Raw genomic sequence first — 14,716 nt, 5'->3', positions numbered from 1 at the left:
GGAAACTACACTACACAACGTCTTAAGTTTAACTCCAATTAGGTAACTTAATGTTTTGTTACATAGATATGTTTTTTTCCGCCTACCTACTTACTTAAACTTAAACAATCACTCAATTCCCCTACCAACCATTCTTTCTCAGCTTGCGGCAAAAATAAGCCAAAACAATAGTTACGCGACTTGGTGCGAATCAGGCAAAAAGTTATCGATTTTTTGAGCAATGGCAGATGAATTCCGCTCAACTTTACCCGCTGGATATCTTGAGGGCTGATTTGAATTGGTCTGGTGAATAGAAGAGAATCAATCCTACACAACCACATCAAAGCATAAAATACGGTAAATATTATTATAGCTTGAATTGATATAAAGAAAAATCGATCGTATAATGTATTTAGCCAGTCGGCTGCAGCGTATTTAAATATGTCCAGTAGACCTACAAAAAATACCCAAATCAAAGAGAAGGGAAGTAAAAATTTATAACTCAGATGAATTGGAAAAAACATTTGAGTTTGCTGGGGAAACGATCGGGGTATATCTTAATGAATAACCACCGTTTAGCGTCAATTAACGTAATTCGGGATTGGGGCGATCGCTTAAACATTTTTCGGGATTAATCCCTTTTGGCTGTTCCCCTCGCAATGCTGATAAAGCATCTTTTGCTGAGTGAAATCGATCTTCAATTGCGGGTTCAATTATCTTCTCTAACCAGTCGGCAAACTCTGTAGAAATAGAGACAATCTCGCGGAATTTTACCTTCAGCTTTTCTCTGGGTAAATCCGATGGAAATTTCTGGGTTAACAAGAAAAGCAGCGTCGTTCCTAATCCATACAAATCTGTTGATAATACAGCTTTTCCTCTGAATTGTTCTGGTGCCATGTAACCGTAGGTTCCGACAACGGTGCTGCCTCCAGTAACGGTATAGTGGTAAGTATTTTGAACTGCGCCAAAATCAACTAGGAAGACTCGCCCATTTTTTTGCAGAATAATATTTTGTGGCTTAATATCTCGGTGGATTGCAGGAGGTAACAGCGATTGCAGATAAGCTAGAATTTCTAGCAATTGATAGGCGATATGACGAACTTGAGCTTCATTTGGTTTCCAGCCATTTTCTATCCACTGTGCGAGAGATTTTACCGGTGCGAGTTGTTGGGCGATATAAAAACAACGATCTTGGGAAGTATCCACTTGAAAGTAGTCAATGTAGCGAGGAATTCCCGGATGATTCAATCCCGATAAAGTTTTTGCTTCTCGTTCAAATAACTCGATTTTCTTCCATTCAGTTGTTAGGCGCAGGGATAAAGCTTTGAGTGCAACTTTTTGATTGCTGTTTAAATCTACAGCAGCATAGGTGCTTCCAACTCCACCCTGTCCTAATTTGCCGATAATGCGATATCTTTCAGCAATGATTTTTTCCGATTGTTGTAGTGTTTTCATATTTTTGTGCCTGAGTTGATTGTGGATGATTAGTAGGTTGCACCGCGAGATATGAGTATTTTGGCTGCTGCTTCTCCGTCGGGGTTCCAGTTGGTTTCTACTATCTTTAGGGGCGTGTCGCCATAGCAGTTTGTAGCGTTGATTGTTGCACCTTTAACAATCAGTAATTTTAAGATTTCTACAGTGCCATAATGTGCGGCTTTGTGCAGGGGAGTTGTGTCACACTTATCTCTATTATTAACATCTGCACCGTTTTTAATTAGCAGTGCAGCAATATCATTGTGTCCGATCGCGATCGCTTGATACAACGGAGTTTGACCGTTCTCATTTTTAACGTTAACCCTTGCGCCATTAGCAATTAGCAGTTGAGCGATATCTTGAGAGCCTTGAGCAACAGCAAGATGCAGGGGAGTTTGAAGCAAGTTATTTTTGGCATTAACGAATGCACCTTTGGCAATGAGTTGTTTGGCTACATCCTCAAGTTTGAAATCGACAGCGATATGCAGTAAAGTTCTGCCTTCTTTGTCTTCACTATTAACATCTGGGTTTTTACTAATTAGCAGCGCCACTGTATCCTGAAGTTTCAGGTCTACGGCGATATCCAGTGGAGTTTTTCTTTGATTATCCTGGATATTAATTTCTGCACCTTTAGCAATCAGGAATTTTAAGATTTCTACAGTGCCATAATGTGCGGCTTTGTGCAGTGGAGTTGTGCCAGATCCATCTATATTATTGACATCTGTACCGTTGTTAATTAGCAGTGCAGCAATCTCATTGTGTCCGATCGCGATCGCTCGATACAATGGAGTTTGACCGTTCGCATTTCTAGCGTTAACCCTTGCGCCATTAGCAATTAGCAGTTCAGCGATATCTTGAGATCCTCGATCGACAGCAAGATGCAGGGGAGTTCTTTTTTCACTATCCAGAATCGCCACATTTGCACCGTCTTTAATTAGCTGTTGTACCAACTCCTTAAAACCTATTTTGGCTGCATTATGTAATAAAGTTGTACCCTTGCCATTTCGGGCATTTTCTTCTTTGATGTTAACTTTTGCGCCCGCAGAGAGTAGTATTTGTGCGATCGCCTTCGATCGCGCCGTATGTAGAGGAGTCAAGCCATTTTTGTTTTTGGCATTGACATCCGCACCTTTAGCAATCAGCAACTTGGCCATTTCAGGCGATCGGGCAAAGAACAGAGGAGTTCTATTAAAATATTGACTTCCTGTCCTGGCGTTAATATCTGCACCTTTAGCAATTAGCGTCTGTGCTACTTTTATGCGATCGAACATAGCAGCGATGTGTAATGGGGTACCGCCATGTGTACCCTTAGCGTTGACATCTACACCCTTGGCAATTAACAATTCTGCCACCTCTTTTGAGCCAGCGAAGTGTAGTAAATTATAATTGCCTACCCTGCTATTGGCACTAATACCAAGATCCAGATAATGCCTAACAGTTGTAGTATCTCCCTGTTCAACAGCATTGATAACTGCATCGGGTGTGAATCCAATCCGGTTGAGGATGGGATATTTAAAGTGATTTAAAACAGCAACAGTAGCAATAGCAGCAATTCCTATTTTGAGGCGTTTTTCCCATTGCGTCGATTGATCGGATTTAACGCTAACTATTCGAGGATTGCGAAGCGTTTCAAGCGCTTTTTGGGCCGATTGAAAGCGGTTTTCTAAATCTGAGGCGATCGTTTTTCCTAACCAACCGGCAAATGCTGAAGAAATCTGAATTTGAGAGCGAAAGTTTTTTTCTAGTATATTTGTTGGTAATTCGGCGGGGGAACGGTGGGTTAGTAAATACAACAACGTCGCTCCTAAACCATATAAATCTGTTGCAGGTACGGCTTGTCCCAGAAATTGTTCTGGAGCCATATAACCATAGGTTCCAACTACGGTACTTCCTCGCATTAAAGTATTGTAATAAGTGTTTTGTACTGCTCCAAAATCTACTAAGCAGACTGCCCAGTCTTTTTGTTTATGGGAATTGATGGGCGATTTGAAAACAATATTCTGTGGTTTAATATCGCGGTGGATAACAGGTGGTGTCTGTGAATGGAGATAAACTAAAATTTCCAAAATTTGTGTGGCAATGCGTTGAATTTCGGATTCAGAAGCGTGCCAGCCATTTTCGACTAAACTTGCTAGAGATTGCCCTTCTGCCAGTTCTTGTACTATATAAAAACAACGGTTATCGGGAGTATCGACATAAAAATAATCCAAATAACGCGGAATTCCCGGATGATTCAATTTTGATAAAACATTGGCTTCTCGTTCAAATAGTTCCAGGACTTTCCAGTCATTCATCTTCTGTAAAGACAAAGCTTTGAGGGCGACTCGCTGGTGTGTTTGGAGGTCAACGGCTTCATAAGTTGTGCTACTACCGCCTTCTCCAAGTAGCTTTTTAATTTGATAGTGTTTGACTAAGTTACGGGGAATTTGTTCAACAATATCCATAGCATTATCCTGGGTTGATGAGTACCAACAAACATTTTATATTTGGGTTTTTAAAACCCCAATTTTGAAAAATTTATGCAATGTAAATTGAGTGTTTGAGTATATTTCAAACAAGTCAATAGAAAAGTCAATGACGGACTCTGTATATTTGCTTAAATTTCAATTACCGTATTTCTATGGATACCTTACCCAGAATTTTGGAGTGTCATATCACCTTTGGCGAAAATTTACGTACGGGATCTTGATCGTAATCGAGCCGATAATCATAGCCGGCGCGATCGTAAATGCCTGCAAGCAATTCCGGCAAATTAACAATAGGTTCTACATCTTCTTCGCGCAAAGGAAGTTGTCGGTCTTTTTGAGATGCTAGCCAACGTTCGTAGGCTTCTCTATCGCCACTTTTTCTCTCAGCGCCCTCTGCGTCCTCTGCGGTTAATCAAAAAAAGTAGTGATTTTGGATACAATTCCCGACTCAACAGCCGATCGCACTCCTCAATTTTCGATGCGGATCTAAAATTCACCTAAAGTTCCACGCCCGATCGCAAAACCCTCCCTAAGATAGAAGTTAGGGGACGATCGGTCTCATAGCCGATTCAGGGGCAAGTGTCAAGGACTCCATCGAACCCAAATCCAGAGCAGCAAGACAGGGAGGACATCAAAATCATGGTAAACGCGCCGACAGGGGAAGCCCGCCTGGGCCCGATCGAGCAGGTACAATCCTTAGACCGCGATTGCACAACCCTATCCCGTCACGTACTCCAGCAACTTCACAGCTTTTCAGCAGATGCTCAGGATCTCAGTGCCCTGATGAATCGCATCGGACTAGCTGCCAAGCTGATCGCTAGGCGACTCAGCCGAGCCGGATTAATGGCAGATGCCTTGGGGTTTACAGGGGCTACGAACGTGCAGGGAGAATCCGTCAAAAAGATGGATATCTATGCCAATGAAGTGTTTATCTCGGTATTCCAGCAAAGCGGACTGGTCTGCCGCTTGGCTTCGGAGGAAATGGAAAAACCCTACTACATTCCCGAAAACTGTCCGATCGGGCGCTACAGTCTGCTCTACGACCCCATAGACGGTTCTTCCAATCTTGACACCAATCTCAATGTCGGTTCCATATTCAGCATCCGCAAGCAAGAGGGAGATGATGCAGACGGATCGGCCTCAGACTTGCTGCAACACGGACACAAACAAATCGCCGCGGGCTACGTGCTCTACGGCCCGAGTACCATGCTGGTTTATTCGATCGGGCAGGGCGTTCATTCCTTCACCCTAGACCCCAGTTTGGGCGAATTTATTCTGGCAACCGAAAACATTCAGACGCCTGAAAGCGGCCCGACTTACAGCGTTAATGAAGGCAACTTTTGGCAGTGGGAAGAATCTTTTCGCGATTACATTCGCTACGTACACCGCAGCGAAGGCTACACCGCCCGGTACGGTGGGGCTTTGGTGGGAGATTTCCACCGGATTTTATTTCAGGGAGGTGTGTTTTTGTACCCCGGAACGCTGAAAAAACCGGAGGGCAAATTGCGCTTGCTCTACGAATCGGCTCCTTTGGCGTTTTTGATGGAGCAAGCCGGCGGGCGCGCCAGTACCGGTATTCAAGACATCTTAGACGTTGTGCCGACCAAACTGCACGAGCGATCGCCCTTAATTATCGGCAGTAAAGAAAATGTAGCGATGGTCGAGTCTTTTATTCAAGATCGATCGCGCAATCCTAGAACAGTCCAAGAGTGAAGTCATTAGTCATTAGTTATTAGTCATTAGTTATTGGTGATTAGTTATTGATGATTAGAACCAAAAAATCACAACTAACAACTAACAACTAAGCAAGGCCCAATGCTTTTAGACCCGATCCTAAAGTCCCAATTAACAGCTATCAAATTGTAGGAGTTACAGTAATGACAGCAACACCAACGAATCACCTGTTAGAAATCAAAGAAATTGGCCAAAGTATCTGGATGGACAATTTGACTCGGGATCTGATCGAGTCCGGCGAACTCAAACAGATGATTGAAACTCGGGGACTGCGCGGGATTACATCTAATCCGGCTATTTTTGAGAAAGCGATCGCAGGTAATGTGATTTACGACGCGGATATCGAAGCGGGCATCCGGGCGGGTAAATCTGTAATGGAGATTTACGAATCTCTGGTATTTGAAGATATCCGCAACGCTTGCGACATCTTTGCCCCAGTTTACGCAGAGTCGAATGGTTTGGACGGCTACATTAGTATTGAAGTGCCACCGACGATCGCCAACGACACAGAAAGCACGATTAGCGAAGCCATACGCTATTACAAAGCCCTCGGCAAAGAAAACGTGATGATTAAGATTCCGGGAACCGCTCAAGGTTTGCCCGCAGTCGAGCAAGTCATCAGCGAAGGAATTAACGTTAACGTGACTTTACTGTTCTCGGTTGACAGCTACGTCGAAACCTTCTGGGCTTACATTCGCGGTTTGGAAGCGCGGGTGGCTAAAGGTTTGGATGTGAGCAATATTGCTTCTGTTGCCAGTTTCTTCTTGAGCCGGATCGACATCAATATCGATGGCAAGATTGATGAGAAACTCAAAAATGTCACCGATATTTCCACAAAAGCTAAACTGGAAGCAGTGAAGGGGAAAATTGCGATCGCCAATGCGAAGATAGCTTACCAGAAGTATAAAGAGATCGTAGCGAGCGATCGCTGGCAAGCTTTAGCGGCCAAGGGAGCGAAAGTACAGCGCTTGCTGTGGGCTTCCACCAGCACCAAAAACCCCAACTACAGCGATGTCATGTACGTCGATGAACTAATCGGCCCCGACACCGTTAACACTTTGCCGCCGAACACTGTTGAAGCTTGTTTCGATCACTGCGATGTCGCACCCCGGATTGAGAACAACGTTGCAGAAGCTTACACGCTGATCGAAAGTCTCAAAGATCCCGACATCGACATCAACTTGGACCAAGTGATGACAGACTTGCTCTTGGACGGGATTGATAAATTCGTCACCCCGTTCCAATCCCTGATGGATTCCTTGCAAGAGAAAGTGCAGAAGTTGTCACCCGTCGCCTAGACAGATATCTGTATCCTTGAAGGCAGAAGCATTTAGGAGTCGGAATAGATAATTGTTTGGCTTCTTAAATGCTGAGTTTTAAATCCTCTCTAGGATTTTTGAGATTAATGCCTCTCAGAGTTCCTAGAGAGCAAAATCATCTGCCTCCTCTAGCAGTATGAAGAAGCGATTAACTCTCTCACCCACTAACTAGCAGAAATGACCGCAAACTATCATGGTGTCTTGGCAGGGTTAACAGCACTAGAACAAGGAAAATAAATAATGGTAACGCTACTTGAAAATCCACTGCGGGTCGGTTTGCGAAAAGAACGGGTGCCGGAACCACAAATTCTGGTAATCTTCGGAGCTTCTGGGGATCTCACCCAGCGCAAACTGGTACCTGCAATTTATCAGATGAAGCGCGATCGACGCTTGCCGCCGGAAACTACCGTCGTAGGTGTGGCCCGCCGCCCTTGGAGTCACGATTACTTCCGAGAGCAAATGCGCGAAGGCATTGAAGAATTTGGCGGTGGCATTGGCAACGAAGAATTTTGGCAAGATTTCGCTAAAGGTTTGTACTACTGTCCCGGCGACATTGACAACCCCGAAAGCTATCAAAAACTCAAAACTTTCTTAGCGGAACTCGACGAAGAAAGGAGAACTCGCGGCAATCACATATTTTATCTGTCAGTTTCCCCGAACTTTTTCCCAGAAGCAATTCGACAACTGGGGGAGGCTCAAATGCTGGCCGATCCAGTAAAACACCGCTTGGTAATTGAAAAACCCTTCGGTCGCGACTTGAGTTCGGCAAAAGCTCTCAACCGAGTCGTACAGAAGGTTTGCCAAGAACAGCAAGTTTACCGGATCGACCATTATTTGGGTAAAGAAACGGTTCAGAATTTAATGGTGTTCCGGTTTGCCAACGCGATTTTTGAGCCGCTGTGGAACCGGCAATTTGTCGATCACGTACAAATTACGGTGGCAGAAACAGTGGGCGTAGAAGACCGGGCGGGTTACTACGAATCCTCTGGGGCTCTGCGGGATATGCTGCAAAACCACTTGATGCAGATTTTCTGTTTGACGGCGATGGAACCGCCGAACTCCCTCGACGCCGACAGCATCCGCACCGAAAAGATGAAAGTTCTGCAAGCAACTCGCTTGGCGGATTTGAATAACTTGGAGTTTTCCGCGATTCGCGGTCAATATTCCGCAGGATGGATGAAGGGCAAACCCGTGCCAGGTTATCACGAAGAACCGGGGGTTGCTCCCAATTCGACAACGCCGACTTTTGTGGCGATGAAGTTTATGATTGACAACTGGCGCTGGCAGGGAGTGCCTTTCTACCTGCGTACCGGTAAGCGGTTGCCGAAAAAAGTTAGCGAAATTGCGATTCAGTTTCGGGAAGTGCCACTGTTAATTTTTCAGTCTGCCGCCCAACAAACTGCTCCTAACGTTTTGACTATGCGGGTGCATCCCAACGAGGGAATTTCGCTGAGGTTTGAGGCGAAAATGCCGGGGCCGGATTTGCGGACGCGGACGGTGGATATGGATTTCAGTTACGGTGCTTCCTTTGGGGTGACATCTTCGGATGCTTACGATCGCCTTTTGATTGATTGTATGCTAGGCGACCAAACTTTGTTTACTCGTTCTGATGAAGTAGAAGAAGCTTGGCGGGTGGTAACTCCGGCGCTGATGGCTTGGGAATCGTCCAACGACCAAAGTTTGGTGCCTAAATACGAAGCGGGTACTTGGGAACCGACGGAAGCAGAACAGCTAATTAACAGAGACGGCCGCAAGTGGCGACGACTTTAAGAGTCAGTTGTCAGTTGTCAGTTGTTAGTTGTCATTAGCTAGGAGTAAATAGTAAGAGTCATTAGTCATTAGTCAGCAGTCAGTAGTCATTAGCTAGTAATTGGTAATTGATAATTCTTAATTACTAACCAATGAAGAATGAACAATGACTAATGACTAATAACTAATGACTAATAACTAATGACTAATAGCTAATGACTAATGACTAATGACTAATGACTAATAACTAATGACTAATGACTAATAACTAATGACTAATAACAAAGGAGACAAAATTTATGACGATGACACCGATGAAAGCTCCGCCTTTGGTTTCGCTGCAAAATCCTAAAGATGTGTCGATCGACCAAATAGAGGCAGAACTGAGTCAAATCTGGGAAAGTTATAAAGAAGCTGGGTCAAAGGGCGATTTTCCGATCGCGACTAGGGCAACAACTTTTACTTTTGTAGTCTACGAACCGGAAGAAACTCAGCATTTATTAGCGGATCTAGGATTTTACGAAGGGCCGATTGACGGTATTACAGGGCCGATGACGGCATCAAGCATCAGGGCGGCTCAAAAATCTTACGGAATGCCGAGAACTGGCAAGCCTAGCGCTGAATTGCTGGCGACTTTGCGGGAAGAAGTGGCTCGCAAAAATTCCCAGGGAGAGCTTTTGGGCCCTACTGGCTTCGGTTCGGGGGGCTCTGGGGTGGCAGACGCGATCGTAGCTGCGAATCCCTGCCGGATTATTGCTCTGTGTCCGACGGCGGGGGAAGACACGGGCGTGCAGGCTCAAGTGGCTGCTTATTGTCCGGTTCACAAGCGGGACAGCGGCAATCTGATCTGCTGCGAGTATATTACGCTCCGGGGTACGGAAGCTGCTCTGGAACGGGTGAGCGCGATCGTGACGGCGCTGACGATCTCGGATTTGCCGACACTGCTGTGGTGGAAGGCTCATCCCGATGCCGATCGAGGTTTGTTTCAGCGGCTGGCGGAAACTAGCAGTTCTGTGATTATCGACTCTAGCAGCTTTGCTGAGGAGGAGGCGGAGTTGCTGTTGATGCAAAGTTTAATAGAGGAAGGAATTCCGATCGCGGATCTGAATTGGCGCAGGCTGGCGGCGTGGCAGGAATTGGCTGCGGAGGCTTTCGATCCGCCGGAACGTCGGGCGGCAATTCAAGAGATCGATCGAGTGACGATAGATTACGAAAAGGGCAATTCTAGTCAAGCACTGATGTATTTGGGCTGGCTGGCGAGCAGGCTTGGGTGGCGTCCGGTTGCTTTCAAACAAGAAGAGGGCGATTATCAAATCAAGCGAATTAAATTTGTCGGTGCCGACGAACGGGTTGTGGAAGCTGAGTTAGCGGCGATTCCTACTGCTGATACAGGCGATGTCCCCGGCGATTTGATTGCTCTGCGTTTGAATTCTACAAACGAGAATGCTGACTGCGGTACGGTTCTGTGTTCGGAAACCGGGGGCTGTATGCGGATGGAAACGAAAGGTGGTGCTCAGACCGCTCGATTTAACCAGGTGACTCCTCTGTTTGACCAGGTGACGGAACAGTTGCTCGGCCAGCACTTGAAGAGTTGGGGCAGGGATGTGCTTTATCAGGAAAGTTTGGCGGTGACGGCCCGGATGCTGAAGTTGGCTAAGCGGTAAAGGAAGGAAGAAGGAAGAAGGAAGAAGGAAGAAGGATTGAGTTAATATTCAGTGGGGTAGGCAATGTCTGCCCTACTTTTATTCTTCTCTTTTCTTCCTTAGCGTCCTTAGCGTCTTCTTGCTGTCGTTAAATAGTTATTATTTGAGCGGTTCGAGAGCAATACTCATAACTTTATCAACTGTCTATTTTTATGAGGAAAGATTGCATAAATCTTTGATTGATACAGAAACCGCAGATGCAAGGCAGATTAACACAGATTAACGCAGATAATTTTATGATTGGAAAGCGACTTTAGTAATCTGGCGTTGCTTAATCAGAGTATGAAAAAGAACTAGGCAAAAATCCAGAAGTTTTGTGGAAAATGGTTTTTATGATTTGCATATTTAGCCGTTCATACCGTAAATCAGCAACGCCAGTAATCTTATCTATTATTTATTGTAACTAAGTAGAACTATGAGTTTAGTAATTGCTGGCGAACGCAGCGGTGCGGGAAAGACTACTGTTACGATCGCCCTTTTAGCTTATTTAATCCGCCGCGGCTTGAACGTGCAATCTTTTAAGGTGGGCCCGGACTACATCGATCCGATGTTTCATGCTTTTGTCACCGGTCGCCCCTGTCGAAATTTAGACCCGGTATTAACGTCTGAATCTTATGTAAAACAGTGTTTTGAGCGTCATATTCAAGATGTCGATTATGCCTTAGTTGAAGGGGTAATGGGGCTATTTGATGGAGTTTCTCAGAAGAAGGAAGAAGGAAGTTCGGCAACGGATTTTGTAGCGGATGTAGCGGATGGCTTGAAGGCGGGGAAAGAAGAATTAGATTATTCTGTTGCTTTTGCTTCTACGGCTCATGTTGCTTGTTTGCTGAATTTGCCGGTATTGTTTGTGATAGATTGCAGCAGGCTTTCTGGTTCTGTGGCTGCGATTGCCCACGGTTTTCGTTCTTTTAACCCTGACCTTAAATTCGCTGGTTTGGTGCTGAATCGGGTGGCGAGCGATCGACATTTGGAGTTGCTTCAAGATGCTCTCAAACCGCTCAATTTACCTATTTTAGGAGTTTTGCGTAGGGATGAGGCTGTGACCATTCCCGATCGACATTTGGGTTTGATTCCTGCTGAGGAGTTGCCGAATCTTCATGCTGCGATCGATAAATTAGCGGATTTGGCTGCTGTTAGTTTTGACTGGGAGCAACTTTTGCCTTTGTTGGCTGCAACTCGAAATGGGGGGGGTGAGGGGTCTGAGCAACTTTTTAGTAGATACAATCTCCCTTCTGGAATTATAACTAAAAAAGATGATGTTGTCAACTCTTTGGGAAAACAATTTGGAGTGAGGATTGCAGTTGCGCGCGATCGGGCTTTTAATTTTTATTATCAGGACAATCTTGATTTATTGGAAGAATTGGGTGCACAGTTGGTGTTTTGGAGTCCCCTTGATGACTCGGTGTTTCCTGACAATGTGCAAGGGTTATATTTTGGTGGTGGTTTTCCCGAAGTGTTTGCTCGAAAATTGAGCAGTAATGTTTTAATTCGGGATGCGGTAAGAAGTGCGATTTTTTCGGGAATGCCGACGTATGCGGAGTGCGGGGGTTTGATGTATTTATGCGATTCGATTGTAGACTTCGATGGCAATTCTTGGCAAGGGGTGGGAGTGTTGCAGGTTGCTGCTGCGATGGGAAAGCGCTTGACTTTGGGATACCGAGAAGCTGTGGCGGTGAGGGATAGTTCGGTGTTAACTGCGGGGGATGTGGTTTGGGGACATGAGTTTCATCGATCGCATTTAACTGTGGAACCGACTAATCCAGTTTATCACAGTTGGAGGTATGGGAAACGGGGGGAAGTTGAGGCGGTTGCTGAAGGTTGGGGAGTTTGTCAGGTGCACGCTTCTTATTTGCATTTGCACTGGGGTGCTCGGCCTGATATTCCGGCTCGTTTTTTGCAGCAGTGTGCTGATGCGTGATTGTAAGGTTGATACAGAAACCGCAGATGTCAGGCAGATAAACACAGATTAACGCAGATAAATTTCAAGAAGGGCGATCGAATTAAAGCAAGCTTGTCTATTTTTTTGTGGGATAACTCGAAAGGTTGGTTTTTAGCTGCGCCCAAGGTAGAAGTCAAGTGGTCTTAATATTTATATTACAATATTTATGACCGAGAAAGCTAGGGATGTTCTGATTTATGAGCAAATCACTTTCAACTAAGCCGTTGTCGGCACAGTGGGTGACACCGGAGAATTTTCGGAGTTACGGTCAAGTTATTTTTGCGAGTTTTGATGGTAAGTCTTTTGATGCTGAGGATGCTCACTTAAACTTGCAAAATGGTATTCCTAGATTTTACATTATGCGACTGCAGGAGAAAGGTCGCAAGTTTGGCAAAATTACGCGGCACGTTGAATGTACTCAGTGTTTGGGTTCTCTGGATGGGAAGGATTGGTTGATGGCGGTTGCGCCTCCTGGGGATAGCGATAAACCGAGTTTAGATGATATTGTTGCTTTTCGGATTCCTGGCAATTGTTTTATTAAGTTAGATGTGGGGACTTGGCACGCTGGGCCGTATTTTGATGCGGATTTTGTTGATTTTTACAATCTGGAATTGAGCAATACGAATGTCGTTGACCATTTTAGCTTTGATTTGGTCAAAAATCACAATCTGGAGTTTGAGATTGTCTGATATTTGCGCTTTGTTATTGGTGATTATGGTTAGAGGTTTGTTGTTTGAGTAAGATTTTTTTTACTGCAGAGGGCGCAGAGGACGCAGAGGAGGAGAGGGAGGGGGTTCGTAAGTGATTGGAGATTTTTTTGGGTCTCACTAGACTGAGTAGCAACTAGGAAGGATCATGTTTACAAGTGTTAAAATTAGGTGCAATTGTCATGCCTGAGCAAAAGTATAGCATAGTTCTGCGCGAATGTCGTTTGTTAGGTGCGGGCGACGATCGCCCAACGGTTGATATTGCTATCGAGGATGACCAAATAGTAGCCGTTTCGCCTCGCATCTGGGAACTTGGCGAACGCGAAATCGACATTCAAGGCAATTTAGTTAGTCCCCCGTTTGTGGAGTCGCACATTCATCTCGATTCGGCTTTGACTGCGGGGGAACCGCGATGGAATCAAAGCGGCACTTTGTTCGAGGGAATTCAAATTTGGGGGGAACGAAAGCAATGTTTAACTCTGGATGATGTCAGTCAAAAAACGGGCTGTTGAAACTTTAAGGCTGCAAGCGTCTCAAGGGATTTTGTTTGTCAGGAGTCATGCTGATGTTAGCGAACCGACGCTGACTGCTTTGCAAGGACTTTTGGAAGTTCGAGAACAAGTCAAAGATTGGATGACTCTGCAAGTTGTGGCTTTCCCCAAGACGGGATTTACGGAAGTCCAGAAAATGACAAACTTTTAGAGAAATCTCTGGATATGGGTGCGGATGCTGTGGGCGGGATTCCACATTATGAGTTGACGCGGGAAGATGGGGTGAAGTCGGTTGAGCGAATATTTGAACTTGCTGAAAAATACAATAGATTAATAGATGTTCACTGCGATGAAATCGATGATGAACAGTCGAGATTTTTGGAGGTGGTAGCAGCTTGTGCGATTAGAACTGGGGCTGGTTCGCGGGTGACAGCTAGCCACACGACGGCCTTCGGTTCTTATAACAATGCTTATGCTTTTAAGCTGATGGGAAGTTTGGCAAAATCGGGAATTAATTTCATTGCCAATCCTTTAATTAATATCACCCTGCAAGGCCGCGCTGATACTTATCCCAAACGCCGTGGGGTGACGCGAGTTAAGGAGTTGTGGCTGCAGGGATTGAATGTGAGTTTTGGTCACGACTGCGTGCAAGATCCTTGGTATAGTTTAGGTACGGGAAATATGTTGGATGTCGCTCATATGGCGGTTCATGTTTGTCAGATGACGGGAATGGCTGAGATTGCAGCTTGTTTTAATATGGTGACTGTCAACGGTGCTAAAACTCTCAATCTGGGAGATGATAATTATGGGATAGAGGTGGGGAAACCTGCAAATTTGATTGTGTTGGATGCTGAGGATTGTTATGATGCAATTAGGAGGCGCGCTGCGGTTCGGTATGTGATTTCGCGGGGTAAGTTGTTGGCGGAAACTGCACCTACTAAGATTAGTTTTTATGGTATTTGACAAACAATATTTGAAGCTGTTAAATTGTGAATCAAGGTGCTATTCCCGATGAGAGTCCGAGAAATTTGCCGGAGCAACTTCTGTTGCAAGATGCTAAGGCGGGTAATTGCATAGTAGACATCTCCGAAAACACTCAAAGCCTCTGTATAGTTAAGTTCTAGGACGTAAATGTAATCATCGTAAATTAGCTA

Annotated in this window: 13 protein-coding genes; 9 read left to right on the top strand and 4 right to left on the bottom strand. The window is 45.1% G+C overall.

What is annotated here, in order from left to right; genetic code table 11:
• Nucleotides 1–86 precede the first annotated feature (86 nt).
• The 4 genes from QUA58_RS29120 to QUA58_RS29105 form a co-directional block, all read right to left on the bottom strand.
• The gene (locus QUA58_RS29120) at nucleotides 87–503 is read right to left on the bottom strand and encodes a hypothetical protein (RefSeq protein ID WP_333254528.1); all 417 of its coding nucleotides are present in this window, start codon (nucleotides 501–503) and stop codon (nucleotides 87–89) included.
• Nucleotides 504–564: 61 nt separating this feature from the next.
• Entirely contained in the window at nucleotides 565–1,434 is an 870-nt protein-coding gene (locus QUA58_RS29115; protein ID WP_333397586.1) for a serine/threonine-protein kinase, read from the bottom strand.
• Nucleotides 1,435–1,463: 29 nt separating this feature from the next.
• Nucleotides 1,464–3,896 carry an ankyrin repeat domain-containing protein gene (locus QUA58_RS29110; protein ID WP_333397585.1) on the bottom strand — a complete coding sequence of 811 codons (2,433 nt, stop codon included), beginning with the start codon at nucleotides 3,894–3,896 and terminating at the stop codon, nucleotides 1,464–1,466.
• Nucleotides 3,897–4,101: 205 nt separating this feature from the next.
• Entirely contained in the window at nucleotides 4,102–4,236 is a 135-nt protein-coding gene (locus QUA58_RS29105) for a DUF4058 family protein (protein ID WP_445242804.1), read from the bottom strand.
• A gap of 323 nt (nucleotides 4,237–4,559) precedes the next feature.
• Between QUA58_RS29105 and fbp the strand changes: the two genes are divergently transcribed.
• The 9 genes from fbp (at nucleotide 4,560) to QUA58_RS29060 (ending at nucleotide 14,525) form a co-directional block, all read left to right on the top strand.
• Nucleotides 4,560–5,633: a class 1 fructose-bisphosphatase gene (fbp, locus tag QUA58_RS29100; RefSeq protein WP_333254534.1), complete on the top strand. Its 1,074-nt coding sequence runs from the start codon at nucleotides 4,560–4,562 to the stop codon at nucleotides 5,631–5,633.
• Between the two features lie 164 nt (nucleotides 5,634–5,797).
• Nucleotides 5,798–6,952, top strand: a complete 1,155-nt coding sequence (gene tal / locus QUA58_RS29095; RefSeq protein ID WP_333397584.1) for a transaldolase — start codon at nucleotides 5,798–5,800, stop codon at nucleotides 6,950–6,952.
• 261 nt (nucleotides 6,953–7,213) lie between these two features.
• The gene (gene zwf / locus QUA58_RS29090; protein WP_333254538.1) at nucleotides 7,214–8,743 is read left to right on the top strand and encodes a glucose-6-phosphate dehydrogenase; all 1,530 of its coding nucleotides are present in this window, start codon (nucleotides 7,214–7,216) and stop codon (nucleotides 8,741–8,743) included.
• 278 nt (nucleotides 8,744–9,021) lie between these two features.
• Complete coding sequence (opcA, locus tag QUA58_RS29085) at nucleotides 9,022–10,386, top strand: glucose-6-phosphate dehydrogenase assembly protein OpcA (RefSeq protein ID WP_333397581.1); 1,365 nt, start codon at nucleotides 9,022–9,024, stop codon at nucleotides 10,384–10,386.
• 454 nt (nucleotides 10,387–10,840) lie between these two features.
• Nucleotides 10,841–12,343 (top strand): cobyrinate a,c-diamide synthase, encoded by a 1,503-nt coding sequence (locus QUA58_RS29080; RefSeq protein WP_333397579.1) that lies wholly within the window; start codon nucleotides 10,841–10,843, stop codon nucleotides 12,341–12,343.
• Nucleotides 12,344–12,561: 218 nt separating this feature from the next.
• Nucleotides 12,562–13,053: an ureidoglycolate lyase gene (locus QUA58_RS29075; protein ID WP_333397577.1), complete on the top strand. Its 492-nt coding sequence runs from the start codon at nucleotides 12,562–12,564 to the stop codon at nucleotides 13,051–13,053.
• A 200-nt stretch (nucleotides 13,054–13,253) separates the two neighbouring features.
• Complete coding sequence (locus QUA58_RS29070; protein WP_333254546.1) at nucleotides 13,254–13,583, top strand: amidohydrolase family protein; 330 nt, start codon at nucleotides 13,254–13,256, stop codon at nucleotides 13,581–13,583.
• Complete coding sequence (locus QUA58_RS29065; protein WP_333254548.1) at nucleotides 13,555–13,773, top strand: hypothetical protein; 219 nt, start codon at nucleotides 13,555–13,557, stop codon at nucleotides 13,771–13,773. The genes QUA58_RS29070 and QUA58_RS29065 overlap by 29 nt, the downstream gene beginning before the upstream one ends.
• Complete coding sequence (locus QUA58_RS29060; RefSeq protein WP_333397576.1) at nucleotides 13,701–14,525, top strand: amidohydrolase family protein; 825 nt, start codon at nucleotides 13,701–13,703, stop codon at nucleotides 14,523–14,525. The genes QUA58_RS29065 and QUA58_RS29060 overlap by 73 nt, the downstream gene beginning before the upstream one ends.
• The last annotated feature ends 191 nt before the right edge of the window (nucleotides 14,526–14,716 follow it).

This window comes from Microcoleus sp. N9_A1 (assembly GCF_036701795.1).
Taxonomy (GTDB): Bacteria; Cyanobacteriota; Cyanobacteriia; order Cyanobacteriales; family Microcoleaceae; genus Microcoleus.
The sequence above is the reverse complement of the archived record's forward strand: the minus strand, read 5'-3'. Positions and strand labels throughout refer to the sequence as shown.